Here is a 25600-nt window from a genome sequence, read left to right as displayed (position 1 = left end):
CCGTCTACTTCTTCTTTTCGCCCAGGGTTGGGGTTTCATCGAAGAAGTTCCACGGCTTCAGCAGCGCGTGGGCCCATTCGGTAGGCATAATCGGCCACTCTTCGGCGCGCGCCACGTGGGTGGTGCCGGTGGTTATCCACACCACGTCATCATGGTTGTCCAGCGACTCGTTATCTTTTGCGTACTGACCAAGGCCGGTATCGTGAATCGAACGGTTGGGATACTTGCCTTCCGGGTAGCGCTCTTCCTGATGATAGCGGGTGACCCACAGCTGTTTATCCATAAAGCTCAGGCGGTGATAGATCCACTCATCGGGAGCAAACTTGGCGCCGGTTGCCACCGGATGCGTCCCGCCGGCGTAAGGGATTATCTGGTACGACACCGGGTTACCCATCCGGTTTTCTTTCGTGGTGTTGCTCAGCAGGCGGATGGTACCCGGGTCAAATTTCTGCGCCGCTTTCTGTTCCGTATCGATGGCGTACTGGTTAATCTGCATGGTGCTGGTGCGCGGGCCGCCGGCGGTATTCGGCTTCACTTCCGGGTCCATTGCCACCAGGCTGTTGTTCTCGCCGTCGACGTCGAGATCGAGGCGGAAGTTGTAGATATGCTGGTGGGTGGTGCCGACGATATTATGGTCGATCAGCGTCCCGTAGCGGGTATCCTCTTTGGCGCTCGGATCGTGCATGGTCTTCGCCAGCACGCCCTTCACCGCCTCAATGCCGGTGGCGCCGGCGTCGATGCCGATGGTGCCGTTCTCGTGGAAGACCCAGTCAAAGATGTAGTCGTAGTTGCCGACGGTGCTTATCCAGCGCACCACCAGCTCGCGACGCTCGGTGCTGACGTTGGGCTGGCCCATCTCCTGGTGCTTGTACTCCGGCCCGGCATAGCGCTCAAAGATCGCCACGGCGCGCGGGATGGTGGTCGGCGTGCCGGTGTAGTCGGCGATGGTTTCATCCAGCAGCACCGAGTTGGCCGGCGCGTCTTTGCCGCGCACGATAGGCGAGGTCAGGGTGCCCATCCCGTAGTCGCCGGAGTCGAGATAGGCCTTAAAGTACCAGCCGACGTCCGGATCGCCGTACGGCACAATCATCCCGCCGAGGGAGCCTTCGTACATCATCTGGCGCTTTTTACCGTTGTCGTTGTAGGTCACGGTGGACAAAATCGGCCCGACGCGCGAGTTCAGGCGCAGGTGGAAATCCCAGTTCTGCCAGTGGATCATATCGCCGGTGATGGTGTAGTTTTTGCCCTCCGGCTCGGTGATATCCAGCGGCTTCACCGCCGGCTTCACGCGGTCGCGGCCGTCGTAAGGGCGGGACTCCATCGGCACCGGGATCACCGGACCTTCCTCAATCTTGATGATTTTCTTCTGCTCGAGATCGACCACCGCCACCAGGTTCTCAATCGGGTGCGCCCAGTAGTTGCCGTCGCCGGTATCCAGATAGCTCACCACCTTCAGCAGCCGCGCATCCTGTTTGAGGCCATCTTTGCCGTCAAAGTAGCCGACGGTCAGCGGGGTGGTGATCACCTTTTTGGTATCGGTGATGCCGTGCTTTTTCAGCACCGCGGCAAACTCATCGCTGGCGTTGATGATGTTTTGCACGCTGGCGAAATCGTCGAGCAGCACCATGCCGTGGGCGTCTTTAATCGCTTTCCAGGAGAGGATCTTCTTGTTCTGTAAATCGACCACGCTTTCGATAACGTGCTTCCCGTCGAGCATCACCACGTCGGCGGTACGCGGCGCGTCCACGGCGGTATCGTTCAGGGCAAAGGCCCACACCGCCGCCTTATCCGGCTCGTGGAGGGAGATTTCAGTGAAGCGCGTATTCGGGCGGAACTCCGGCGCCGCTTTGACGATGGTGACCGCTTCGCTGATTTCCGCCGAGGTTAAGGAGTTGAGCGGGTGGGGGCGTTTTTCAACCTGGAAGGTTTGATCGAGGCCGGACTGGAATACGTCGTTAATAAAGGTCTCGGAAACCCAGGCTTTACCCTCTTTCATCACCACCGGAACCTGCAGGTTCAGCGGCTTGCCGTTGACGATGGCCGTTTTAGCGCCGGGCTTCACTTTGACATAGGCGCCGTCTTTGATCAGCGTAAACATCTGGGCATAGTCGTCCCACTGCACGTCGGCGCCAAACTCCTGCAGCGTCTTGTCCATCGGGACCATATGCGCTTCGCTACCGTGCGCCAGTACCGGCGTTTGCCAGGCGCAAAACAGGGCGACCGCCAGGGCCAAAGCCGTTTTACGTGGGGAAAGAATCGAGCCGTTTGCCATTGTGACCTCGTCTTATTGTTGTGTTGTGCCTTGCCGCTGCGAAAGTCGGCTTCAGTAGCACTAAGCTATCAGCGCCGGGCCATCAGGCGTTTGTTTGCTCTTGCCAGGTTGTTTGTCAGATTTGCCAGTTATGCCCCGGGGGGGGCGCTGCGGCCATGACCCGGGGCGATGGGGTAGGCGTTTTGCCGTCAGGCCGGGAAGTCGCCGTGCTGGCGGGCAACGAGGGTCAGAATGGAGTAGAGCGCCACCGGCTGCTGGTGCTGGTTAAATATCTCTACCGCCCACTCGACGACGCCGGTGGCTTTCTCTTCCGCCGTGCGCTGGCGTTTGACCGTTTTACGCTTGCAGGTCAGGCGTACCTGGATGGTGTCTCCCGGCTTCACCGGCTCGATAAAGCGCAGATTTTCCATGCCGTAGTTGGCGATAACCGGTCCGACGCCGGCATCGACGAACAGCCCGGCGGCAGCGGAGATCAGGAAGTAACCGTGTACTACGCGTTCGCCGAAAATCGACTCGGCGGCGGCAATTTTATCCATGTGGGCGTAGAAGTGGTCGCCGCTCAGGCAGGCAAAATTGACGATATCCGCCTCGCTCAGCGTGCGGCGCGGCGTCAGCAGGCTGTCGCCGGGCTGGATCTCTTCGAAATATTTGCGGAACGGGTGAACGCGGTCTTCGGCCACCTGCGCGCCGCGGACCCACTGTCTGGAGATGGCGGCCAGCATGGTCGGGCTGCCCTGAACCGCCGTGCGCTGCATATAGTGCTTCACCGACCGCAGCCCGCCGAGCTCTTCGCCGCCTCCTGCGCGGCCCGGGCCGCCGTGAACCAGCTGCGGCAGCGGAGAACCGTGGCCGGTGGACTCGGCGGACGACTCTTCGTTGAGGATCTGAATACGGCCGTGGCAGCGGGCGGCGCCGAGAATAAACGATCGCGCCAGCTCGCCGCTGGCGGTGACCAGCGTCCCCACCAGGCTGCCTTCGCCCGCCCGGGCGAGGGTCTGGGCGTGTTCTCGGTTTTGGTACGGCATCAGGGTTGCTACCGGGCCGAAGGCTTCGATGGCATGCACCGCCGGGGTTTCATCCGGCTGCGGGCAGAACAGCAGCGTTGGCGGGAAAAAGGCCCCGGCGGCGCTGAGGTCCGCCCGGCCGCCGAGGCGGATTTCGCAGCCGGCCGCAATCAGCTTATTGACGTTCTCCTGCACGTCCCGGCGCTGGTCGCTATTTACCAGCGCGCCCATTTTAACCCCTTCCTGCGCCGGATCGCCCACCACCACCTTCTCCAGGCGGGCGATCAGCGCCTCGCTTACCGCGCTGACCTGCGCCTGCGGCACGATAATCCGGCGGATAGCGGTACATTTCTGCCCGGCTTTAGCGGTCATTTCGCGCACCACTTCGCGAATAAACAGCGCGAACTCCGGCTGCTCCGGCGTGACGTCATCCCCCAGCACGCAGCAGTTCAGCGAGTCGGCTTCCATGGTGAAGGGGATGGATTTCGCCACCAGGTTCGGGTGCACGCGCAGCTGCTGGCCGGTGGCGGCGGAGCCGGTGAAGGTCACCACGTCCTGGCTATCGAGACGCTCGAGCAGATCCCCCGCACCGCCGCAAATCAGGCTGAGGGCGCCTTCCGGCACCAGGCCGCTGTCAACGATGGACTTCACCATCGCCTGGGTCAGCTGCGCGGTGGCGGTGGCCGGCTTGACGATCGCCGGCATCCCGGCCAGCCAGGTTGGCGCCAGCTTCTCCAGCATCCCCCAGCAGGGGAAGTTGAAGGCGTTGATATGCACCGCCACGCCGGACTTTGAGGTCAGCACGTGGCGGGCGGCGAAGCCTCCCTGTTTTGACAGCGGGATAAGCTCATCTTCCGGCCACAGATTATCGTCCGGCAGCTCCCGGCTGCCCAGTCCCGCATAGGTAAACAGCGTGCCGATGCCGCCTTCGATATCGACCCAGCTGTCGGCGCGGGTCGCCCCGGTTTGCGCCGAAATAGCATAAAAGTCAGCCTTGTGCTCCAGCAGGTGTTTGGCCACCGCCTTGAGCATCGCGCTGCGCTCAATAAAGGTCATGGCCTGCAGCGCTTTGCCGCCGCGCTCGATGGCAAAGCGGCGCGCCTGCGCCATATCCAGCCCTTCGCTGGAGACTTCCCACAGCGCTTCGCCGCTGATGGCGTGGTGAATAGTACGGGTGCGGCCCCGGCCGGTCTGCCAGGCGCCGGATAAGTAGCTGGCTAACTGCTGCATCGCGAATCTCCAGATGTGTTACGTGAAATATCTATAAATAGTTATTTTATGAATCATTAAATGCAAGCCTATATTTAATAATTTATTAACATTGTGATCGATGGCGGCGTGAGTGTGCGCCGTATGTTGTTGTATTTACGCTGTTAGTGGAATGTTTTGCGGCGATCGTCACAAAAAGAACAAACAAAATTTGTGGTTTTATTTAACCAGAGTGTAACTTTTATAAAACAAAGCGATTCACGAAAATTGATTTGTTTAATTTATAGGAATCATAAAGGTGATGACGTGACAGAAGAACAACGCTTTGACCAGCGCATCGCGCAGGATACGGCCATCGAGCCGCAGGACTGGATGCCCGATGCCTATCGCCAGACGCTGATCCGCCAAATTGGCCAGCATGCGCACTCCGAAATTGTCGGCATGCTGCCGGAAGGGAACTGGATCACCCGCGCGCCGACGCTGCGCCGCAAGGCAATCCTGCTGGCTAAAGTGCAGGATGAGGCCGGCCACGGCCTCTATCTGTACAGCGCGGCGGAAACCCTCGGCTGCGCCCGGGAAGATCTCTATCAGAAGATGCTCGACGGGCGGATGAAGTACTCCTCTATTTTTAACTACCCCACGCTGAGCTGGGCGGATATCGGCGTGATCGGCTGGCTGGTGGACGGCGCCGCCATCGTCAACCAGGTGGCGCTGTGCCGCACCTCCTACGGCCCGTACGCCAGGGCGATGGTCAAAATCTGCAAGGAAGAGAGCTTCCACCAGCGCCAGGGATTTGACGCCTGCATGGTGCTGGCCCAGGGCAGTGACGAGCAGCGGCGGATGCTGCAGGACGCGATCGACCGCTTCTGGTGGCCGGCGCTGATGATGTTTGGCCCCAGCGATGACAGCTCGCCCAACAGCGCGCGCAGCATGGCGTGGAAGATCAAGCTGCACTCCAACGATGAGCTGCGCCAGCGCTTTGTCGACAACACCGTGCCGCAGGTCGAGCTCCTCGGGATGACCGTCCCGGACGCGGAACTGCGCTTCGACGAGGCCAGCGGCCGCTACCGTTTCGGCGAGATTGACTGGCAGGAGCTGAACGAGGTCATTAGCGGTCGCGGGATCTGCAACCATGAACGGCTGGCCGCCAAGCGTAAAGCCTGGGAAGAGGGGGCATGGGTGCGGGAAGCCGCGCTGGCCCACGCGCAAAAACAACACTCCCGCGACGCGGCGTAAGGAGCACCACATGAGCAACGTTTACTGGCCGTTATATGAAGTTTTTGTCCGCAGCAAACAGGGACTTTCGCACCGCCACGTCGGCAGCCTGCACGCCGCCGACGACCAGATGGCGCTGGAAAACGCCCGCGACGTCTACACCCGCCGCAGCGAAGGCTGCTCGCTGTGGGTGGTCAAGGCCAGCGAAATCATCGCTTCGCAGCCGGAAGAGCGCGGCGAATTCTTTGACCCGGCGGAGAGCAAAATTTACCGCCATCCCACTTTCTACAGCGTGCCGGACGGCATGGAACATATGTGAGGCAGCGATGAATAACCTGAATCCCGTTGCAACCTATGCTCTGCGTCTGGGCGATAACGGCCTGGTGCTGGCCCAGCGCCTGGGGGCGTGGTGCGGCCACGCGCCGGAGCTGGAGATTGACCTGGCGCTGGCCAATATCGGCCTCGACCTGCTCGGCCAGGCGCGTAACTTCCTTACCTATGCGGCGGAGCTGGTGGGGAGCGGGGACGAAGACACGCTCGCCTTTGGCCGCGATGAGCGCCAGTTCCACAACCTGCTGCTGGTGGAGCAGCCGAACGGCAGCTTCGCCGACACCCTCGTCCGCCAGTTCTTTATCGACGCCTGGCACGTGGCGCTGTTCACCCGCCTGGTAGAGAGCCGCGATGCGCAAATTGCCGCGATCGCCGCCAAGGGACTGAAGGAGGTGCGCTACCACCTGCGCTTTAGCCGCGGCTGGCTCGAACGTCTGGGCAACGGCACGCCGCTTTCTGCGCAAAAAATGCAGCAGGCGGTCGATGGCCTGTGGCGCTTTACCGGCGAGCTGTTTATGGCCGACGCGCTGGAGCTGAGCCTGGTCGAGCAGGGAATTGCCGTCGACCCGCGCGAGCTTCAGGGGGCGTGGCAGAGCACGGTGCATACCGCGCTGCTGGAGTCGGGCCTGCAGATCCCGCAGGAAGCGGCGTTTCGCAGCGGCGGCAAGCAGGGTTTGCACAGCGAACACCTCGGACCGATGCTCGCGGAGATGCAGTATCTGCAGCGCGCCTATCCCGGCCAGCAGTGGTAGCAGGAGGTGGCTATGCAACGACTGACCGCGATCGCCCCCGCCGACGTGCACGCTATCTGGGCCCTGCTCAGCGAGATCTCCGACCCGGAAGTGCCGGTGCTGACCATTACCGACCTCGGGATGGTGCGCAGCGTGGCGCCGCGCGGCGAGGGCTGGGTGATTGGCTTTACGCCGACCTACTCTGGCTGCCCGGCAACGGAGCATCTGCTGGGCGAGATCCGCGCGGCGATGGCCCGCCACGGCTACACGCCGGTGCATATTGTCCTGCAGCTTGACCCGCCGTGGACCACCGACTGGATGAATCAGGCGGCCCGCGAGCGCCTGCGCCAGTACGGGATCAGCCCGCCGCAGGGGCACGCCTGCCACGCCGATATGCCGCAGGAGGTGGTTTGCCCGCGCTGCGGCAGCGTCCACACCTCGCTGATTAGCGAATTCGGTTCCACGGCCTGCAAAGCGCTCTACCGCTGCGACAGCTGCCGCGAACCCTTTGATTACTTTAAATGTATTTGAGGTTGCCATGACGACGTTTCATTCGCTTACCGTCGCGAGAGTGGAGCCGGAAACCCGCGATGCGGTGACCATTACCTTTGCTATCCCCGACGCGCTGCAGACCGAGTACGCCTTCCGTCCCGGCCAGCACCTGACCGTAAAAGCCCGCCTCGGCGGGGAAGAGCTGCGGCGCTGCTACTCCATCTGCCGCAGCCGCTCCCCGGCCGAAATCAGCGTGGCGGTGAAGGCCATCGACGGCGGCCGCTTCTCCCGCTATGCGCAGAACGATATCCACCAGGGCATGGCCCTGGAGGTGATGGTTCCGCAGGGCCATTTTGGCTACCAGCCGCAGGCCGAAAGGCGCGGTGAATACCTGGCGATTGCCGCCGGCTCCGGCATTACGCCGATGATGGCGATTATTGGCGCCACGCTCGCCACCGAAGCGCAAAGCCGCTTCACCCTGATTTACGGCAACCGCAGCAGCCACAGCATGATGTTTCGCCAGGCGCTGGCGGACCTGAAAGACCGCTATCCGCAGCGGCTGCAGGTGGTGCACCTGTTTAGCCAGGAATCAATGGACAGCGATCTGCTGCAGGGGCGCATCGACGGCGCTAAGCTGCGCGCGCTCTCCGGCCGGCTGCTGGACTTCAGCCGCTTCGACGAGGCCTTTATCTGCGGCCCGGCGCTGATGATGGATGACGCTGAGGCCGCGCTGGGGGAGCTCGGAATGGCGGCGAACAGCATTCATCTTGAGCGTTTTAATACCCCAGGCAGCAGCGTTAAGCGCGCGACCGGGGTGCAGGCCGAGGGCCGCACCGTCACCATTCGTCAGGACGGCCGCGACCAGCTGGTGGCCCTCAGCGCGGAGGATGACAGCATTCTCGACGCGGCGCTGCGCCAGGGGGCGGATCTGCCGTTCGCCTGTAAAGGCGGCGTCTGCGCCACCTGCAAATGCAAGGTGCTGCGCGGGGAAGTGGCGATGGCGGCAAACTACAGCCTCGAAGCGGAGGAGCTGGCGGCCGGATACGTGCTTAGCTGCCAGGCGCTGCCGACCAGCGGCGACGTGGTGGTGGATTTTGACGCCCGGGGGATGGCATGAGCGAACTGCTGATTAGCCGCCACGAGCGGGTGCTGCATCTGACCCTCAACCGGCCGCAGGCGCGCAATGCGCTCAATAATGCGCTGCTGACGCAGCTTGCCGAGGCGCTGGAAGCCGCGGCGGCAGACGCGGAGGTGAGCGCCTGCGTGATTAGCGGCGGCCAGCGCTTCTTTGCCGCTGGCGCCGACCTGAACGAAATGGCGGAAAAAGATCTCCCGGCCACGTTCGATGATATTCGCCCCCTCCTGTGGGCGCGAATTGACGCCTTCCCGAAACCGCTGATTGCGGCAGTGAACGGCTACGCCCTCGGCGCGGGCTGCGAGCTGGCGCTGCTCTGCGACCTGGTGGTCGCGGGGGATAACGCCCGCTTCGGGGTGCCGGAAATCACCCTCGGCATTATGCCCGGCGCGGGCGGCACCCAGCGGCTGATCCGCTGCGTCGGCAAGGCGCTGGCCAGCCGTATGGTGCTGACCGGCGAAGCCATTGACGCCCGGCGAGCGCAGCAGGCCGGGCTGGTGAGCGATATCTATCCGCCGGCGTTAACCGATGAATATGCCCTCAGGCTGGCCGCCACCGTAGCCCGCCACTCGCCGCTGGCGCTGCGGGCGGCGAAGCAGGCGCTGCGTCAGTCGCAGGAGGTGGGGCTGCAGGCCGGGCTCCAGCAGGAGCGCCAGCTGTTTACGCTGCTCAGCGCGACGGAAGATCGACGCGAAGGCATCGACGCCTTTTTACAAAAACGTACCCCGCAATTTAAAGGACGCTAATGGTGGAAGCTTTTATTCTCAGCACCGTAGAACAGGGCGTGATGACGATTACCCTTAACCGTCCGGATCGCCTGAACAGCTTTAATGACCTGATGCATCAGCAGCTCGCCGAGTGCCTGACCCAGGCCGAGCGTGACGACAGCGTGCGCTGCCTGCTGATCACCGGCGCCGGACGCGGATTTTGCGCCGGCCAGGATCTTAACGACCGCAACGTTGACCCCAACGGCCCGGCGCCGGATCTGGGGCTGTCGGTGGAGCGTTTCTATAACCCGCTGGTGCGCCGCCTGGCGGCGCTGCCGAAGCCGGTGATTGCGGCGGTTAACGGCGTGGCGGCCGGGGCCGGGGCAACCCTGGCGCTGGGCTGCGACATGGTGCTCGCCGCGCGATCCGCCAGCTTCGTGATGGCCTTCAGCAGGCTCGGACTGGTGCCCGACTGCGGCGGCAGCTGGTTCCTGCCGCGGGTTGCCGGACGCGCCAGGGCGATGGGGCTGGCGCTGCTGGGCGGGAAGCTCAGCGCCGAACAGGCCGCTCAGTGGGGGATGATCTGGCAGCTGGTGGAAGACGCCGAGCTGGCGGATACCAGCCTTCAGCTGGCCCGCCATCTGGCGGCGCAGCCGACCTTTGGCCTCGGCCTGATTAAGCAAGCCCTGCTGGCCGCGGAAACCAACGGCCTTGACGCCCAGCTTGATTTAGAGCGCGACTACCAGCGCCTGGCCGGACGCAGCGCCGACTACCGCGAAGGCGTGAGCGCATTCCTCGCCAAACGTCCACCACAGTTCAGCGGGAAATAACCTATGAGCACAACACTGCATCTTGTCGCCGTGATCGGCGGCGGCACCATGGGCTCAGGGATTGCGGAAGTCGCCGCTGGCGCCGGACATCAGGTGCTGCTCTATGATATCGCCGCCGATGCGCTAACCCGTGCGGTGGAGGGTATTCGTCAGCGACTGGCCTCGCGCGTCGCGCGCGGCAGGCTGACCGCAGAGCAGGCCGAGGCGCTGCTGGCCCGCATCGTGCCGACGACGGAGCTGGCCGCGCTGGCGCCGGCGCAGCTGGTGATTGAGGCGGCCTCTGAGCGTCCTGAGGTTAAAAAAACGCTGTTCAGCCAGCTGGCGGAGATCTGCTCGCCCTCGACGCTGCTGACCAGCAACACCTCCTCGATTTCGATTACCGCGATTGCCGCCGGAGTGAAGCACCCGGAGCGCGTGGCCGGCCTGCACTTCTTTAACCCGGCGCCGGTGATGCGGCTGGTGGAAGTGGTCAGCGGCCTGGCCACCTCGCCGGAAGTGGTCGAACAGCTGTGCCTGTGCGTCACCGCGTGGGGCAAGCAGCCGGTGCGCTGCCGCTCAACGCCGGGGTTTATCGTCAATCGCGTCGCGCGGCCGTTCTACGCCGAAGCCTGGCGGGCGCTGGAGGAGCAGGTGGCTTCCGCGCCGGTTATTGACGCCGCGCTGCGCGACGGCGGCGGCTTCCCGATGGGGCCGCTGGCGCTGACCGATTTGATCGGCCAGGACGTCAACTTCGCGGTGACCTGTTCGGTATTCAACGCCTTCTGGCAGGACCGGCGCTTCCTTCCCTCGCTGCTGCAGCAGGAGCTGGCGCTGGCCGGTCGGCTGGGCAAAAAGAGCGGGCAGGGCGTGTACCGCTGGCCGCTGGATGCCCAGGCGGATCTGGCCCTCAGCGCGGTGGCCGACCCGGCAGGGGCGCTGAAGGTGAGCGATAAACGTGACAATGTCACGGAAATTGACGAGCTGCTGCTGATGGAGACCGAAGGCCAAACCGCCGAGGCCCTGAGCGCCCAGTACGGTCGTCCGGTAGTGGTCTATGACCACAGCGCCGGGGAGACGGTGGTGCTGGCGAGCGCGGAGTCTAACCCGCAGTCGGCCACCGATAAAGCGGTGCACTATTTTCAGCAGCAGGGCAAAAAAGTGCTGCAGATTGCCGACTATCCGGGGCTGCTGGTGTGGCGCACGGTGGCGATGCTGGTAAACGAGGCGCTGGATGCGGTGCAGAAAGGGGTGGCCGAGCCAGCGGATATCGATACCGCGATGCGCCTCGGGGTGAACTATCCGCACGGTCCGCTGGCGTGGGGCGCCCGACTGGGCTGGAACCGCGTGCTGCACCTGCTGGAAAACCTCCAGCAGCACTACGGCGAGGAGCGCTATCGCCCCTGTTCGCTACTGCGCCAGAAGGCGCTGCAGGAGATGCGTCATGAACGATAAGGCCTGGCGCAACGCGCGCGCGATGTACGAACTCGATACCTGCGCCCAAACGCTGGGGATCGACATTATTGAGATGGACGAAGGCTACGCGCAGATGACTATGACCGTCGCGCCGAACATGCTTAACGGCCATCAAACCTGCCACGGCGGGCAGCTCTTTTCCCTCGCCGACACCGCTTTTGCCTACGCCTGCAACAGCCAGGGGCTGGCGGCAGTGGCCTCGGCGGCGAGCATCGACTTTCTGCGCCCGGCCTTCGCCGGCGACCGGCTGGTCGCCACCGCGCGGGTCAGGCAGCAGGGCAAACTGACCGGCGTCTACGACATCGAAATCGTTAACCAACAACAGAAAATTGTGGCCCTGTTTCGCGGCAAATCGCACCGCATCGGCGGCACAATCACAGGAGAAGTCTGATGCGCGACGCCTTTATTTGTGACGGAATTCGTACGCCCATCGGCCGCTACGGCGGGGTGCTCGCCAGCGTGCGGGCAGACGATTTGGCCGCCGTTCCGCTGCGCGAGCTGCTGAGCCGCAATCCGCGCCTCGATCCCGGCTGCATTGACGACGTGATTTTCGGCTGCGCCAACCAGGCCGGAGAAGATAACCGCAACGTGGCGCATATGGCGACGCTGCTGGCGGGCTATCCGCAGAGTGTCTCCGGCACCACTATCAACCGCCTGTGCGGCTCCGGACTGGACGCAATCGGCTTTGCCGCCCGCGCCATCAGGGCCGGGGACGCCGACCTGATGATTGCCGGCGGCGTGGAGTCGATGTCGCGGGCGCCGTTTGTGATGGGTAAGGCCAGCGCGCCTTACCAGCGTCAGGCGGAGCTGTTTGATACCACCATCGGCTGGCGTTTTGTGAACCCGCTCATGCAGCAGCAATTTGGCACTGACAGCATGCCGGAAACGGCGGAGAATGTAGCCGAGTTGTTAAATATTAGCCGCGCCGATCAGGACGCCTTCGCCCTGCGCAGCCAGCAGCTGACGGCGAAGGCCCAGCGTAACGGCATCCTGGCGCAGGAGATCGTCCCGGTACAGATTATCGGCAAGAAAGGGGCGGTCAGCGCCGTTTGCGACGACGAACATCCGCGGGCGGAGACCACCCTGGAGCAGCTTTCACAGCTAAAAACCCCGTTCCGCAAGGGCGGCGTAGTCACCGCCGGAAACGCTTCCGGGGTCAACGACGGCGCCGCAGCGCTGATTATCGCCAGCGAACAGCAGGCGCTGGCCCAGGGCCTAACGCCGCGGGCGCGCATCGTGGCGATGGCCACGGCGGGGGTTGAACCACGGCTGATGGGGCTCGGGCCGGTGCCCGCCGTGCGCAAGGTACTGGAGCGCGCGGGGCTGAATATCAACGATATGGACGTCATTGAACTGAACGAAGCCTTCGCAGCCCAGGCGCTGGGGGTGCTCAGACAGCTGGGCGTGGCGGGCGATGCCGCGCACGTTAACCCCAACGGCGGCGCCATCGCCCTCGGCCATCCGCTGGGAATGAGCGGCGCCCGGCTGGCGCTGAGCGCGAGCCTTGAGCTGCAGCGCCGCGGCGGGCGCTACGCCCTGTGTACGATGTGTATTGGCGTGGGTCAGGGCATTGCCATGATCCTCGAGCGAGTGTGAGCTAATTTACCTGCGAGTACCCTAAAATGATAACTAATACAAAATTAGATCCGATTGAAAACGCTTCTCGTGACGAATTACAGGCTCTGCAAACCCAGCGTCTGAAGTGGACGCTGAAACACGCTTACGACAACGTTCCGATGTACCGCCGCAAGTTTGACGCGGCGGGGGTGCATCCTGACGATTTCCATGAACTGAGCGACCTGAGCAAGTTCCCGTGCACCACCAAGCAGGATCTGCGCGATAACTACCCGTTCGATACCTTTGCGGTGCCGATGGAGCAGATTGTGCGCATCCACGCCTCCTCGGGAACCACCGGCAAGCCGACGGTGGTGGGCTACACGCAAAACGACATTGATACCTGGGCTAACATCGTCGCCCGCTCCCTGCGCGCGGCGGGCGGCACGGCGAAGGACAAAATCCACGTTGCCTACGGCTACGGCCTGTTCACCGGCGGACTTGGCGCGCACTACGGCGCGGAGCGCCTGGGCGCCACGGTGATCCCGATGTCCGGCGGCCAGACGGAGAAACAGGCGCAGCTGATCCGCGATTTTCAGCCGGATATGATTATGGTTACGCCCTCGTACTGCCTGAACCTGATTGAAGAGCTCGAGCGGCAGATGGGCGGCGACGCCAGCCGCTGCTCCCTGCGGGTTGGCGTATTCGGCGCCGAGCCGTGGACGCTGGCAATGCGGGCGGAAATCGAGCGCCGTCTCGGGATCACCGCCCTGGATATCTACGGACTTTCGGAAGTCATGGGGCCGGGGGTGGCGATGGAGTGTCTGGAAACCGCCGACGGCCCGACCATTTGGGAAGATCATTTCTACCCGGAGGTGGTCAACCCGCACGACGGCACGCCGATGGCGGATGGCGAACACGGCGAGCTGCTGTTTACCACCCTGACCAAAGAGGCGCTGCCGGTGATCCGCTACCGCACCCGCGATCTGACCCGCCTGCTGCCGGGCACTGCACGCAGCATGCGGCGGATGGATCGCATCAGCGGACGCAGCGACGACATGCTGATCATTCGCGGCGTCAACGTCTTCCCGTCGCAGCTGGAGGAGGAGATCCTCAAGGTGGAGCATCTGGCGCCGCACTACCAGCTGGAGGTCAATCGTCGCGGGCATCTTGATTCACTTTCGGTACGCGTGGAGCTGAAAGAGAGCAGCCTGTCGCTGAGCCACGAGCAGCGCTGCCAGATCTGCCATCATCTGCGTCACCGCATCAAGTCGATGGTCGGGATCTCCACCGATATCAGCATCGTCAACTGCGGCAGCATCCCGCGCTCGGAAGGGAAAGCCTGCCGGGTGTTCGATCTGCGCAAGGTTGCCGCCAACGGCTAGGTCAGTGCCTCCCGGCCCGCGCCTCGCAGCTCGGCCGGGCGATGAAATCCCCGGCGGGACGCAGCGCGCCTGCCGGGAGTTCCCTGTGCTATGATTCGTCATGGACTAATAACGGGCAACGGAATGAATCAGATGAGCAGGCTTGATAATTTTATTCAACAGGCGGTAACGGCGATGCCGATTAGCGGGACCTCGCTGATCGCTTCGTTGTACGGCGATTCGCTGCTGCAGCGCGGGGGTGAAGTGTGGCTCGGCAGCGTGGCGGCCCTGCTCGAAGGGCTGGGGTTTGGCGAACGCTTTGTGCGTACGGCGCTGTTTCGCCTGAACAAGGAGGAGTGGCTGGACGTGGTGCGCATCGGCCGCCGCAGCTTCTATCGTCTGAGCGACAAGGGGTTGCGCCTGACCCGCCGCGCGGAGCACAAAATTTATCGCGCCGGCGCCCCGGAGTGGGATGGCACCTGGCTGCTGCTGCTCTCCGAGGGGCTGGAAAAAAACACGCTGGCTGAGGTGAAAAAGCAGCTTCTGTGGCAGGGTTTTGGCGCGCTTGCGCCGAGCCTGCTCGCCTCGCCGGCGCAGAAGCTGGCGGACGTCCAGTCGCTGCTGCATGAGGCGGGGGTGGCGGAAAACGTCATCTGCTTTGAAGCGCACTCTCCGCTGGCGCTCTCCCGGGCGGCGCTGCGCGCACGCGTCGAGGAGTGCTGGCATCTGACCGAGCAAAACACGATGTACGAAACCTTTATTTCGCTGTTTCGCCCGCTGCTGCTGCTGCTGCGCGACGTCGATAGCGCGGAACTCACCGCGCAGCGCTGCTTCCAGATCCAGCTGCTGTTAATCCATTTTTATCGTCGGGTGGTGCTCAAAGATCCGCTCCTGCCGGAGGAGCTGCTGCCGGCGCATTGGCTGGGGCAGACCGCGCGCCAGCTGTGCATCAATATTTATCAACGCGTCGCCCCCGGCGCGCTGGCCTTCGTGAGCGAGCACGGGGAGAGCTCGGTCGGCGAACTGCCGGCGCCGGGGCCGCTCTATTTTCAACGTTTTGGCGGCCTGAGCGCCGCTTAAGGAGAGCCGATGCCGATTTATCAGATAGACGGTATGACCCCGGTGGTACCGGATGAAAGCTACGTTCACCCCACGGCGGTGCTGATTGGCGACGTGATCCTCGGCAAAGGCGTTTACGTTGGCCCTAACGCCAGCCTGCGCGGTGATTTTGGGCGCATCGTGGTGAAAGACGGCGCCAACATTCAGGATAACTGCGTGATGCACGGCTTTCCCGGCCAGGATACGGTAGTCGAAGAGGACGGGCATATCGGCCACGGGGCGATCCTCCACGGCTGCGTCATCGGCCGCAACGCGCTGGTGGGGATGAGCGCGGTGATTATCGACGGCGCGACGATTGGCGAAAACAGCATCGTTGGCGCCTCGGCGTTCGTGAAGGCCAAAGCCGAGATGCCGGCCAATCATCTGATCGTCGGCAGCCCGGCGAAGGCGATTCGCACCCTGAGCGAGCAGGAGATCGCGTGGAAAAAGCAGGGGACGCGGGAGTATCAGGTGCTGGTCGAACGCTGCCAGCAAACGCTGCATCAGGTGGAGCCGCTGAAAGAGGTGGAACCGCAGAGAAAGCGCCTGGAGTTTGACGAAAGCCTGCGGCCGAAATCATCATCCTGAGCGATAGCCCTCCGGCATGGAGGGCCTAATATTTAGCCAGCTCCTGAAAGAGCGCCGGGTTCGCCTGAATCGCCGCCAGCACTTTTGCCGCCAGCCCCGTTGGGTTACGTCGTCTGGATTCCCAGCTTTTAATGGTATCCACGCTGGTTCCCAGCGCTTGCGCCATTTCCGTCTGGGAAACGTTCAGCCGCGCTCGAATGGCCTTCACGTCAGCAATCTCATAGCGAGTCACGCGGGCCGGGGCTTTATCGCCATTTTTGATATCAACGGCTTCTTTGAGAGACGTTTGAAGTTCATCAAAAAAACTCATATCACACCTCATTTTTCAGTTGTTTTGCTAGTTTTTTGAGCTGCGCTTTTTCAGCATCGGTCAGGCTATTTTTAGTGCTTTTTGGGTAAGCCAAAACCAGATAGATAATCTCAGCGGTTGCGAGGAAATAAATCACCCTCGCGCTGCCGCTTTTCCCCTGAGAGCCTGTCGCCATCCTGATTTTCCGTAGGCCACCCGTATTCTGGATGATCTCCCCGGCATCCGGATTGCCAATGAGTTCTTTCTGCAGCGCCCGAAGCTCATCGTCAGTAGCAAGCTGTTGTATCTGCCGGGTAAACAGCGGCGTTTCGATAAATTCAATCGCACAGCACATGAGTACGCTCCTTATTAAGGTACCATGTACACTTTCATGTGTACATAGTACCCATCCAGAATTTTACGGCAATCTGTCAGGCGGGTGCCCGCAGGTCGGAGACGGGTTGCCTCAAGCCGTGAGCGCTATCGTACAGGCTGAATGGTTTTCTGGCTGAATGAGCTGCTGATGTTACGAGGCGTCTCGTAAAGTGGGTGATGGGGAGAAAAAACTCCCACCGGGCGGTGGGAGTGGAAATCTATTACGCCGCAACTACGCTATCGATGGCCGCTTTGGCGTCGTTCTGCGCTTTGGCTGCCACTTCCGGACCGTAAGCGATGCCTTCAGCGAAGACGAAGTTCACGTCGGTGATGCCGATGAAGCCGAGGAAGGTCGACAGATACGGGGTGACCAGGTCAGTCGGGGTATCTTTATGGATGCCGCCGCGGCTGGTGACAACAACAGCGCGTTTACCGGTCACCAGACCTTCCGGCCCTTTCTCGGTGTAGCGGAAGGTGACGCCAGCGCGTGCTACCAGGTCGAAGTAGTTTTTCAGCTGAGTCGGGATGTTGAAGTTATACATCGGCGCGGCGATAACAATCACGTCATTCGCCTGCAGCTCAGCGATCAGCTCGTCGGACAGCGCCAGCGCTTCCTGCTGACGCGGGGTCAGCGGCGCATCGCTCGGACGCAGAGCACCCACCAGTTCGCCATCCAGTACCGGAATCGGATTTGCTGCCAGGTCACGCACGGTGATAACGTCTTCAGCGTGCTTTTCACGCCATTGTTCAACAAAATAGTCGGACAGCTGACCGGATTGCGAGTACCCTGCCAGAATACTGGATTTGAGAACTAATACTTTGCTCATGGGTGTTTCCTTATATGAGATTGACGGGTCGATGCCCTGGTGCTTGCTGACACTTTATTCACAATCATGCCACAGAGAAAGCGCAATAAATCGAACTCCGTGTTCAGTTTTTTTGAACAAGGCATGAAGTGATCAGCTGTGGTAATCTACAGCAATACTTCAAAAGAGATTTTTCCTGGCAGAGCACTGCCCGATAACGCTATGACAGAACAACAAATTTTCACCTTCCCCCAGCTCTTCCAGCAGCTTGATGGCCTGATGCTGCGCGACAGGTCACGCTTTTCCCGCCGTTTGCACGGCGTGAAGAAGGTTAAAAATCCTGAATCCCAGCAGGCTATTCTGCGGGAGATGGCGCAGGAGATTGCGGCGGCGGCAGGGAGAGTCCTGCTACGCGAAGCGGCGCGGCCGGCGATCACCTATCCGGAAAACCTGCCGGTAAGCCAGAAAAAGCAGGAGATCCTCGAAGCCGTGCGCGACCACCAGGTGGTGATTGTGGCGGGGGAGACCGGCTCCGGTAAAACCACTCAGCTGCCAAAAATCTGTATGGAGCTAGGGCGCGGGGTGAAAGGCTTAATCGGCCACACCCAGCCGCGTCGTCTGGCGGCGCGCACCGTGGCGAACCGTATCGCCGAGGAGCTGCAAAGCGAACCGGGCGGCTGCATCGGCTATAAGGTGCGTTTTAGCGACCACGTCGGCGACAACACCATGGTCAAGCTGATGACCGACGGTATTCTGCTGGCGGAAATCCAGCAGGACCGGCTGCTGATGCAGTACGACACCATCATTATCGATGAGGCCCATGAGCGTAGCCTCAATATCGACTTCCTGCTCGGCTACCTGCGGGAGCTGCTGCCGAAGCGTCCGGACCTGAAAATCATCATCACCTCGGCGACCATCGACCCGGAACGCTTCTCGCGCCACTTTAACCACGCGCCGATTATCGAAGTTTCCGGCCGCACTTATCCGGTCGAAGTTCGCTACCGGCCGATCGTGGAAGAGGCCGACGACACCGAACGCGATCAGCTGCAGGCGATTTTCGACGCCGTGGATGAGCTGGGCCATGAAAGCCCCGGCGATATCCTGATCTTTATGAGCGGCGAGCGGGAGATTCGCGATACCGCCGATGCGCTCAATAAGCTCAACCTGCGGCATACCGAAGTGCTGCCGCTCTACGCCCGATTGTCGAACAGCGAGCAGAACCGCGTCTTCCAGTCCCACAGCGGGCGGCGCATCGTGCTGGCGACCAACGTCGCGGAAACCTCGCTGACGGTGCCGGGAATTAAGTACGTTATCGACCCGGGCACCGCGCGCATCAGCCGCTATAGCTTCCGCACCAAGGTGCAGCGCCTGCCGATTGAGCCCGTTTCTCAGGCCTCCGCTAACCAGCGTAAAGGCCGCTGCGGTCGCGTATCGGAAGGGATCTGTATTCGTCTCTATTCCGAAGATGATTTCCTGTCGCGCCCGGAGTTTACCGACCCGGAAATCCTGCGCACTAACCTGGCGTCGGTTATTCTGCAGATGACCGCGCTGGGGCTGGGCGATATCGCCGCCTTCCCGTTCGTTGAGGCGCCGGACAAGCGTAACATCCAGGACGGCGTGCGCCTGCTGGAGGAGCTCGGGGCGATTACCACCGACGAGCAGATGACCGCCTATAAGCTAACGCCGATGGGCCGCCAGCTCAGCCAGCTGCCGGTTGACCCGCGGCTGGCGCGGATGGTGCTGGAGGCACAAAAGCACGGCTGCGTGCGCGAGGCGATGATCATCACCTCGGCACTGTCGATTCAGGACCCGCGCGAACGGCCGATGGACAAGCAGCAGGCCTCGGATGAGAAGCACCGTCGCTTCCACGATAAAGAGTCGGACTTCCTCGCCTTCGTCAACCTGTGGAACTACCTCGGCGAGCAGCAGAAGGCGCTGTCGTCGAACCAGTTCCGCCGCCAGTGCCGCCTTGATTTTCTTAACTATCTGCGGGTGCGCGAGTGGCAGGATATCTACACTCAGCTGCGCCAGGTGGTGAAAGAGCTGGGCCTGCCGGTCAATAGCGAACCGGCGGAGTACCGCGAAATTCACACCGCGCTGCTGACCGGGCTGCTGTCGCATATCGGCATGAAGGATACCGACAAGCAGGAGTTTACCGGCGCGCGTAACGCCCGCTTCTCGATCTTCCCGGGCTCCGGGCTGTTTAAGAAGCCGCCGAAGTGGACCATGGTGGCCGAGCTGGTGGAAACCAGCCGCCTGTGGGGGCGCATCGCCGCGCGCATCGATCCGGAATGGGTGGAGCCGGTGGCGCAGCATCTGATTAAGCGCTCGTACAGCGAACCGCACTGGGAGCGGGCGCAGGGGGCGGTAATGGCGACGGAGAAAGTGACCGTCTACGGCCTGTCGATCGTTGCCGCCCGCAAGGTGAACTACAGCCAGATTGACCCGGCGCTGTGCCGCGAGCTGTTTATCCGCCACGCGCTGGTGGAGGGCGACTGGCAGACCCGTCACGCCTTCTTCCGCGATAACCTCAAGCTGCGCACTGAGATCGAAGAGCTGGAGCACAAATCACGCCGCCGCGACATCCTGGTCGATGACGAGACGATGTTTGAGTTCTACGATCAGCGCATCAGCCATGATGTTATCTCGGCGCGCCATTTCGACAACTGGTGGAAGCAGGCCAGCCGCGAGACGCCGGATCTGCTCAACTTCGAAAAGAGCATGCTGATTAAAGAGGGCGCGGAGCAGGTCAGCAAGCTGGACTACCCGAACTTCTGGCATCAGGGCAACCTCAAGCTGCGCCTGACCTACCAGTTTGAACCGGGCGCCGACGCCGACGGGGTGACGGTGCATATTCCGCTGCCGCTGCTCAATCAGGTGGAGGAGGCCGGCTTTGAATGGCAAATCCCCGGCCTGCGCCGGGAGCTGATTATCGCCCTGATTAAGTCGCTGCCGAAACCGGTGCGGCGTAACTTTGTCCCGGCGCCGAACTACGCCGAAGCCTTTTTAGGCCGGGCAACGCCGCTGGAGCTGCCGCTGCTGGATTCGCTGGAGCGCGAGCTGCGGCGGATGAGCGGCGTGACCATTGACCGCGAGGCCTGGCAGTGGGATCAGGTGCCCGATCACCTGAAAATCACCTTCCGGGTGGTGGATGATAAGAACAAGAAGCTCGCCGAAGGCCGCTCGCTGCAGGAGTTAAAGGACGCGCTGAAGGGGAAAGTGCAGGAGACGCTCTCCGCGGTGGCCGATGACGGTATCGAGCAGAGCGGGCTGCATATCTGGAGCTTCGGCACCCTGGCGGAAAGCTATGAGCAAAAGCGCGGCAACTATCGGGTTAAGGCCTGGCCGGCGCTGGTGGACGAACGTGACAGTGTCGCAATTAAGCTGTTCGACAATCCGCTCGAGCAGCAGCAGGCGATGTGGCGCGGTCTGCGGCGGCTGCTGCTGTTGAACATTCCGTCGCCGATTAAATATCTGCACGAGAAGCTGCCGAATAAAGCCAAGCTGGGGCTCTATTTTAACCCCTACGGTAAGGTGCTGGATCTGATTGACGACTGCATCTCCTGCGGCGTCGATAAGCTTATCGACGAGGCCGGCGGGCCGGTATGGACCGAAGAGGGCTTTGCGAAGCTGCACGAGAAGGTCCGTGCCGAGCTCAACGATACGGTGGTGGAGATTGCCAAACAGGTTGAGCAGATCCTGACCGCGGTGTTCAACGTCAACAAGCGCCTGAAAGGGCGCGTGGATATGACCATGGCGCTGGGCCTGTCGGATATCAAGGCGCAGATGAGCGGTCTGGTCTATCGCGGATTCGTCACCGGCAACGGTTTCCGCCGGCTGGGGGATACGCTGCGCTATCTGCAGGCGATTGAAAAGCGGCTGGAGAAAATGGCCGTCGATCCTCATCGCGATCGCGCGCAGATGCTGAAGATTGAGAGCATTCAGCAGGCGTGGCAGCAGTGGTTGAATAAGCTGCCGCCGGCGCGGCGCGACGATGAGGACGTGCAGGAGATCCGCTGGATGATCGAGGAGCTGCGCGTTAGCCTCTTCGCCCAGCAGCTGGGTACCCCGTACCCGATTTCCGATAAGCGGATCCTGCAGGCGATGGAGCAGATCGTCGCCTGAACGGCCGGCTGATGGTCGTTTTTGGGTGGTTTGGGTGAAGCGCGTTGGCTGCTCGTGGCATGGATATTCCGTCCAGTTTCGTGGAATATTCCGTTCACGGTAAATCTGGCGCTATTCTCAAACCCGCTGCGGGTGAACGGTACGGGGGGCGTTTCGCCCGCCCCCCGTGGCCCCCGGCATGGCGCTGAAAACTGCCGCTGCGCGGTACGCTCCACTCCGGCTTCATCTGGCGGACCGGGCAGGACTCGACGTCCCTGTCTCGACCTGCCTCTCTGACCGTCTTATTCGTCCCATCCATGGGACTCACCCCTTCGGGGCCGACGCTAGCGTCGTTCAAAAACACTCCCGGCGTTTTTGTCCTGGCGGCCAGTCCTGGATGCGCGCCTGCGTTCCCGCCAGTTTTCTTGATGCGCCTTAACCCCCGCGCTGCCAACCCGTGGCAATTAGGTTGCGATTTCATTGCTGAAAGAATTTTCAGCAATGACCATGCAGGCATGGGGCATCGGGACATGTAGCAGGGGGGTTGGGCCGGCTAAAAATCGCTGAGGCGCAGGCGGCTGGCCGGGGCCGCCAGCATGGATGCTGGCGGAGGCAAGCCTTACAGGGAAGTTACCTCTTGCCGTCCCCGAATAGCCAGACGGCGGAGACGAAGGTATCGCGCAGCGACGATTTTTCTTGCCGGGATGCCGGGTCCCCAGGGCCGGGCGAAACCGGCCCTGGGCCGTTCACCTGCACTGCTGGAAACAGAAGTATGCGGGACCAATGGTGAACGGAACATTCCACGGAATATGAACGGAACTTAAAAAACAGCTTTCACCCAAACCACCGTTCCACGGCGATCCATCAGCTAAGCCCGACCCGAACCGCGTAAAAGCTACCCGTTGACCCACGCCAGCGTAAATCCATCCCATCCCTTGCTGCCCACCGTCTGCAGCGCCGTCACCGTCAGGCGCGGGTCGCTGCCCATCATCTCAATAAATCGCTGCACGCCCTGGACTCGCTCATCGGCGCTGTGCGGATTGGTCACTTCACCCTCCCGCACCACGTTATCGCCGATAATCAGCGTTCCCGGGCGGGAGTAGCGCAGCGCCCACTGCAGATAGTACGGGTTGTTGGGCTTATCGGCATCGATAAAAATCAGATCAAAAGCGGGGCGATCGCCGAGGCTCTCAAGGGTCTCCAGCGCCGGGCCTTCGCGCAGCGCGACCCGATCGTCCACGCCCGCCAGCTGAAGATTCTGCCGCGCGATCTGCGCATGGTGCGGGTCGGCTTCCAGGGTCAGCAGCTCGCCGTCCGGCGGCAGCTCGCGCGCCATCCAGATAGTGCTATAGCCGCCGAGCGTGCCGATCTCCAGCACCCGCCGGGCGCGGGTGATGCGCACCAGCAGCGCCAGAAACTGTCCCTGGTTGGCGGCAACGTCGTAGGCCGGAAGGCCGGCGCGCTGGTTATTCTCTAACACCTGCTGTAATAGCGGGTCGGACGGGATCAGCGATTCAACAAGATAACTATCTACAGCAGACCATTGTTGTTGCATGCATAATTTCCTGTATTACGTCCCTGATGAAACAGACCAGCCGCCTCCCAGCGCCCGATATAAATCAACCTGCGCCAGCAGCAGGTTATTTTTCACCTGCACGACGCTGGTTTGCGTCGAGAACAGGGTGCGCTGGGCGTCAAGAACGTCGAGATAAGAGGAGTAGCCGTTGCGATAGCGGTTTCCAGCAATCCGCAGCGTCTCCTGCGCCACCGCCTCCTGTTCCTGCAGCTCCGTCAGCTGCTCGCCGTAGCGGGTGATGGCGTCCAGGCTATCGTTGACCTCGCGAAACGCGCCGCGCACCGTTTTCTCATAGCCGTACAGCGCCTGATTACGCTGGGCCATCGAGACGTCGACCTGGGCGTTCAGCGCCTGGCGGTTAAGCAGCGGGGCGAGAATACTGCCGCCGAGACTCCACAGCCGCAGCGGGTTATCGAGCAGGTCGGGCAGCGTGCGGTCCTGCATACTGCCGGTGGCGGTTAAGTTGATCGACGGCAGCAGCTGGGCCTGAGAAGAGGCAAGGGTGGCATCGGCGGCGAGCAGCTGGCGCTGGGCCTGCACGATATCCGGTCGGCGGTTCAGCAGGCTGGAGGGCAGCTGTGACGGCAGCGCCAGCGGCGTCAAATGGGCAAAGTCCTGGCGGTTGATGGCCTGTGGGTTGCTGCCGATCAGCACGCTAAGGGCGTTCTCCTGCTGGGTAATTTGATGCTGCAGGGGCGGGATCTGCGCCCGGGTAGATCGCAGCTCTGAATCGGCCTGCATTAGCTCGAGGCGCGAGGTGTAGCCGGTCTCAAACTGGCGTTTAGCCATGTTGTAGGCGTCCTCGCGGGATTTCAGCGTCTGCCGGGTGACCCGCAGCTGCTCGTCAAGAGAGAGCAGCGTCAGGTAGCCGGCCGCCACCGAGGTGGCGACGGTCAGATCGGCGGCAGCGGCGGCGGCCTTCTGCGCCGCAAGAGTGGCCTCGGCGGCGTCGGCGGCGCTGCGGTTGGCTCCCCAGATATCAACGTCATAGCTGGCGGTCAGCCCGCCCTTATAGACCGTACTGTGGACGGGCAGGCCGGTGGCGGCGGACTGCGCGCGGGCGCGGCTGCCGGTCAACGAGGCGTCAAGCGACGGAAACAGGCTGCTGTCGGCGGCGTAGGCCCGCGCCTGATACTCATTCACCCGCTCGCGGGCGATCAGCACATCGCTGTTATAGCGCAGCGCCTGCTCCACGTACTGATTGAGCTGGCTGTCGTGAAAGTTGCGCCACCACCAGCCCTCAAGCGGGCTGGCGGGGCCAATATCGGCGCGCCAGGCGGCGGGGATCTGCAGCGACGGCGGTGCAGGGGGCACGTCCGCCGACCGGCAGCCGGCCAGCGCGATGCCGAGCGCCAGCGCAAAGGAGATCCGGCGCATCATGGCTTCTCTCCCTCGCGGGTATCAATGGTGACCTGCACCGACATGCCGGGGCGCAGATGCTGGCTATTTTTCTGCCCCTCATCGACCGCGATGCGCACCGGAATTCGCTGGGCAATTTTGACAAAGTTGCCGGTGGCGTTATCAGGCGAAATGGCGCTGAACTCAACCCCGGTCGCCGGGGAGATGCTCTGGACGACGCCGCGGAACTTCTCGCCGCTGAGCGCATCGACGCTAAAGGTGGCGGCCTGGCCAATGCGAATGTGCGCCAGCTGGGTCTCTTTCATGTTGGCAATCACCCAGTGCTGCGGCGGCACCAGCGACGTCAGGTGGGTACCGGCGCTGACGTAGGCACCGAGCCGCACGGAAATTTGTCCCAGCTGTCCGGCGGTTGGCGCAACGATCCGCGTGTTCTGCAGATCGATATCCGCCAGCTCCAGCGCGGCCCTGGCGCTGGCAACGTCGGCCTCCAGCGCGTCGCGGTTGACGATGGTGGATTGCAGATCCTGACGCGACATTTCCAGCGTGGCTTTCGCCTGTTCAATATCGGCGGCACCCTGCGCGGCGCTGGCCCTTGCCGAGTCGCGCTCGCGAATCGACAGCGAGCCGTCGGCGGTTAAATCCTGTACGCGTTTTAAATCGGCCTGGGTTTTCTGATTCTGCGCGCGGGCGTTTTGCAGCGCGGCCTCGTTGCGGGCAATCACCGCCTGAGCGCTTCTGCGCTGCTGTTGGTTATTTTTCAGTGCCGACTCCTTCATCGCCAGGGTGGCCTGCGCCTGGTGGACGCGCTGCCTGTAGATCCTGTCGTCAATCTGGAACAGCGTCTGCCCGGGCGTAACCTGGGCAAAATCCTGAACGTTGACGGCGGTGATATAGCCGCTGACCTGCGGGCTGATAAAGGTGGTCTGCCCGCGCACGTAGGCGTTATCGGTAAACTGGCTGTGGCGGGTAAAGGGCGGCAGCTGCCATGCATACAAAATCACCAGCACCCCAACAAGGCCAATGGCGGCGGCGGTAAAAATAGAGACCACGCGAATATTATTGCGGGTATTGGCCTGTTGCCTGGCGGCATCCTGCTGACTCATAACGACT

At 62.2% G+C, this 25600-nt stretch carries 22 protein-coding genes; 14 read left to right on the top strand and 8 right to left on the bottom strand.

Features of this window, described 5'->3' with window-relative positions:
- Window positions 1-4: 4 nt before the first annotated feature.
- Both tynA and paaZ read right to left on the bottom strand, forming a co-directional pair.
- Window positions 5-2272, bottom strand: a complete 2268-nt coding sequence (gene tynA, locus GVK32_RS08530) for a primary-amine oxidase (RefSeq protein ID WP_159872948.1) — start codon at window positions 2270-2272, stop codon at window positions 5-7.
- A 188-nt stretch (window positions 2273-2460) separates the two neighbouring features.
- Window positions 2461-4506, bottom strand: coding sequence for a phenylacetic acid degradation bifunctional protein PaaZ (paaZ, locus tag GVK32_RS08525; RefSeq protein WP_159872946.1), 2046 nt, complete (start codon window positions 4504-4506; stop codon window positions 2461-2463).
- A 285-nt stretch (window positions 4507-4791) separates the two neighbouring features.
- Here paaZ and paaA point away from each other — a divergent pair, with 285 nt between their 5' ends.
- From paaA to paaY, 13 genes are all read left to right on the top strand, one after another.
- Window positions 4792-5721, top strand: a complete 930-nt coding sequence (paaA, locus tag GVK32_RS08520; RefSeq protein WP_159872944.1) for a 1,2-phenylacetyl-CoA epoxidase subunit PaaA — start codon at window positions 4792-4794, stop codon at window positions 5719-5721.
- 10 nt (window positions 5722-5731) lie between these two features.
- Window positions 5732-6019, top strand: a complete 288-nt coding sequence (gene paaB, locus GVK32_RS08515) for a 1,2-phenylacetyl-CoA epoxidase subunit PaaB (protein WP_041145265.1) — start codon at window positions 5732-5734, stop codon at window positions 6017-6019.
- Window positions 6020-6026: 7 nt separating this feature from the next.
- On the top strand, window positions 6027-6782 hold the full coding sequence (gene paaC / locus GVK32_RS08510; RefSeq protein ID WP_159872942.1) for a 1,2-phenylacetyl-CoA epoxidase subunit PaaC: 756 nt from the start codon (window positions 6027-6029) through the stop codon (window positions 6780-6782).
- 12 nt (window positions 6783-6794) lie between these two features.
- Window positions 6795-7292 (top strand): 1,2-phenylacetyl-CoA epoxidase subunit PaaD, encoded by a 498-nt coding sequence (gene paaD, locus GVK32_RS08505; RefSeq protein WP_159872940.1) that lies wholly within the window; start codon window positions 6795-6797, stop codon window positions 7290-7292.
- Window positions 7293-7299: 7 nt separating this feature from the next.
- On the top strand, window positions 7300-8370 hold the full coding sequence (gene paaE / locus GVK32_RS08500) for a 1,2-phenylacetyl-CoA epoxidase subunit PaaE (protein ID WP_159872938.1): 1071 nt from the start codon (window positions 7300-7302) through the stop codon (window positions 8368-8370).
- Window positions 8367-9134, top strand: coding sequence for a 2,3-dehydroadipyl-CoA hydratase PaaF (paaF, locus tag GVK32_RS08495; protein ID WP_159872936.1), 768 nt, complete (start codon window positions 8367-8369; stop codon window positions 9132-9134). Before paaE ends, paaF begins: the two co-directional genes overlap by 4 nt.
- Window positions 9135-9136: 2 nt before the next feature.
- Complete coding sequence (paaG, locus tag GVK32_RS08490; RefSeq protein ID WP_159872982.1) at window positions 9137-9925, top strand: 2-(1,2-epoxy-1,2-dihydrophenyl)acetyl-CoA isomerase PaaG; 789 nt, start codon at window positions 9137-9139, stop codon at window positions 9923-9925.
- A gap of 3 nt (window positions 9926-9928) precedes the next feature.
- A complete protein-coding gene (locus GVK32_RS08485; RefSeq protein WP_159872934.1) occupies window positions 9929-11356 on the top strand; it encodes a 3-hydroxyacyl-CoA dehydrogenase in 1428 nt (475 codons plus the stop codon).
- Entirely contained in the window at window positions 11346-11768 is a 423-nt protein-coding gene (gene paaI / locus GVK32_RS08480) for a hydroxyphenylacetyl-CoA thioesterase PaaI (RefSeq protein ID WP_159872932.1), read from the top strand. The genes GVK32_RS08485 and paaI overlap by 11 nt, the downstream gene beginning before the upstream one ends.
- A complete protein-coding gene (gene pcaF / locus GVK32_RS08475; RefSeq protein ID WP_159872930.1) occupies window positions 11768-12973 on the top strand; it encodes a 3-oxoadipyl-CoA thiolase in 1206 nt (401 codons plus the stop codon). The genes paaI and pcaF overlap by 1 nt, the downstream gene beginning before the upstream one ends.
- A 26-nt stretch (window positions 12974-12999) precedes the next feature.
- Window positions 13000-14316 carry a phenylacetate--CoA ligase PaaK gene (gene paaK / locus GVK32_RS08470; protein ID WP_159872928.1) on the top strand — a complete coding sequence of 439 codons (1317 nt, stop codon included), beginning with the start codon at window positions 13000-13002 and terminating at the stop codon, window positions 14314-14316.
- 132 nt (window positions 14317-14448) lie between these two features.
- A complete protein-coding gene (gene paaX, locus GVK32_RS08465; protein ID WP_200842851.1) occupies window positions 14449-15375 on the top strand; it encodes a phenylacetic acid degradation operon negative regulatory protein PaaX in 927 nt (308 codons plus the stop codon).
- Window positions 15376-15384: 9 nt separating this feature from the next.
- Complete coding sequence (paaY, locus tag GVK32_RS08460) at window positions 15385-15981, top strand: phenylacetic acid degradation protein PaaY (protein WP_041145275.1); 597 nt, start codon at window positions 15385-15387, stop codon at window positions 15979-15981.
- A gap of 25 nt (window positions 15982-16006) precedes the next feature.
- Here paaY and nadS read toward each other — a convergent pair whose 3' ends face one another.
- The 3 genes from nadS to azoR form a co-directional block, all read right to left on the bottom strand.
- Window positions 16007-16291, bottom strand: coding sequence for a NadS family protein (nadS, locus tag GVK32_RS08455; protein WP_041145276.1), 285 nt, complete (start codon window positions 16289-16291; stop codon window positions 16007-16009).
- A gap of 1 nt (window position 16292) precedes the next feature.
- On the bottom strand, window positions 16293-16625 hold the full coding sequence (locus tag GVK32_RS08450; RefSeq protein ID WP_159872924.1) for a type II toxin-antitoxin system RelE/ParE family toxin: 333 nt from the start codon (window positions 16623-16625) through the stop codon (window positions 16293-16295).
- Window positions 16626-16866: 241 nt separating this feature from the next.
- Complete coding sequence (gene azoR / locus GVK32_RS08445; protein ID WP_133599964.1) at window positions 16867-17472, bottom strand: FMN-dependent NADH-azoreductase; 606 nt, start codon at window positions 17470-17472, stop codon at window positions 16867-16869.
- A 201-nt stretch (window positions 17473-17673) separates the two neighbouring features.
- Between azoR and hrpA the strand changes: the two genes are divergently transcribed.
- On the top strand, window positions 17674-21576 hold the full coding sequence (gene hrpA / locus GVK32_RS08440; RefSeq protein ID WP_159872922.1) for an ATP-dependent RNA helicase HrpA: 3903 nt from the start codon (window positions 17674-17676) through the stop codon (window positions 21574-21576).
- A gap of 874 nt (window positions 21577-22450) precedes the next feature.
- On the opposite strand, the gene GVK32_RS08435 is transcribed toward hrpA, so the two are convergent.
- Genes GVK32_RS08435 through GVK32_RS08425 form a run of 3 tightly spaced genes read right to left on the bottom strand, consistent with a single transcriptional unit; the run spans window position 22451 to window position 25593 of the window.
- Window positions 22451-23110 (bottom strand): O-methyltransferase, encoded by a 660-nt coding sequence (locus GVK32_RS08435; protein WP_159872921.1) that lies wholly within the window; start codon window positions 23108-23110, stop codon window positions 22451-22453.
- 15 nt (window positions 23111-23125) lie between these two features.
- Window positions 23126-24508, bottom strand: coding sequence for an efflux transporter outer membrane subunit (locus GVK32_RS08430; RefSeq protein ID WP_370461200.1), 1383 nt, complete (start codon window positions 24506-24508; stop codon window positions 23126-23128).
- On the bottom strand, window positions 24508-25593 hold the full coding sequence (locus GVK32_RS08425) for an HlyD family secretion protein (RefSeq protein ID WP_159872919.1): 1086 nt from the start codon (window positions 25591-25593) through the stop codon (window positions 24508-24510). Before GVK32_RS08425 ends, GVK32_RS08430 begins: the two co-directional genes overlap by 1 nt.
- Between the last annotated feature and the right edge of the window lie 7 nt (window positions 25594-25600).

Origin of the sequence: Klebsiella sp. 18074 (genome assembly GCF_902705905.1) — a bacterium.
Classification (GTDB): Bacteria; Pseudomonadota; Gammaproteobacteria; order Enterobacterales; family Enterobacteriaceae; genus Klebsiella; species Klebsiella terrigena.
This window is presented reverse-complemented; position numbering and strand designations above follow the sequence as displayed.

Coding starts and splice junctions, on each gene's coding strand:
- tynA (WP_159872948.1), bottom strand. CDS start 2,272: ATGGCAAACGGCTCGATTCTTTCCCCACGTAAAACGGCTTTGGCCCTG.
- paaZ (WP_159872946.1), bottom strand. CDS start 4,506: ATGCAGCAGTTAGCCAGCTACTTATCCGGCGCCTGGCAGACCGGCCGG.
- paaB (WP_041145265.1), top strand. CDS start 5,732: ATGAGCAACGTTTACTGGCCGTTATATGAAGTTTTTGTCCGCAGCAAA.
- paaC (WP_159872942.1), top strand. CDS start 6,027: ATGAATAACCTGAATCCCGTTGCAACCTATGCTCTGCGTCTGGGCGAT.
- paaD (WP_159872940.1), top strand. CDS start 6,795: ATGCAACGACTGACCGCGATCGCCCCCGCCGACGTGCACGCTATCTGG.
- paaE (WP_159872938.1), top strand. CDS start 7,300: ATGACGACGTTTCATTCGCTTACCGTCGCGAGAGTGGAGCCGGAAACC.
- paaF (WP_159872936.1), top strand. CDS start 8,367: ATGAGCGAACTGCTGATTAGCCGCCACGAGCGGGTGCTGCATCTGACC.
- GVK32_RS08485 (WP_159872934.1), top strand. CDS start 9,929: ATGAGCACAACACTGCATCTTGTCGCCGTGATCGGCGGCGGCACCATG.
- paaI (WP_159872932.1), top strand. CDS start 11,346: ATGAACGATAAGGCCTGGCGCAACGCGCGCGCGATGTACGAACTCGAT.
- pcaF (WP_159872930.1), top strand. CDS start 11,768: ATGCGCGACGCCTTTATTTGTGACGGAATTCGTACGCCCATCGGCCGC.
- paaK (WP_159872928.1), top strand. CDS start 13,000: ATGATAACTAATACAAAATTAGATCCGATTGAAAACGCTTCTCGTGAC.
- paaX (WP_200842851.1), top strand. CDS start 14,449: ATGAGCAGGCTTGATAATTTTATTCAACAGGCGGTAACGGCGATGCCG.
- paaY (WP_041145275.1), top strand. CDS start 15,385: ATGCCGATTTATCAGATAGACGGTATGACCCCGGTGGTACCGGATGAA.
- nadS (WP_041145276.1), bottom strand. CDS start 16,291: ATGAGTTTTTTTGATGAACTTCAAACGTCTCTCAAAGAAGCCGTTGAT.
- GVK32_RS08450 (WP_159872924.1), bottom strand. CDS start 16,625: ATGTGCTGTGCGATTGAATTTATCGAAACGCCGCTGTTTACCCGGCAG.
- azoR (WP_133599964.1), bottom strand. CDS start 17,472: ATGAGCAAAGTATTAGTTCTCAAATCCAGTATTCTGGCAGGGTACTCG.
- hrpA (WP_159872922.1), top strand. CDS start 17,674: ATGACAGAACAACAAATTTTCACCTTCCCCCAGCTCTTCCAGCAGCTT.
- GVK32_RS08435 (WP_159872921.1), bottom strand. CDS start 23,110: ATGCAACAACAATGGTCTGCTGTAGATAGTTATCTTGTTGAATCGCTG.
- GVK32_RS08430 (WP_370461200.1), bottom strand. CDS start 24,508: ATGCGCCGGATCTCCTTTGCGCTGGCGCTCGGCATCGCGCTGGCCGGC.
- GVK32_RS08425 (WP_159872919.1), bottom strand. CDS start 25,593: ATGAGTCAGCAGGATGCCGCCAGGCAACAGGCCAATACCCGCAATAAT.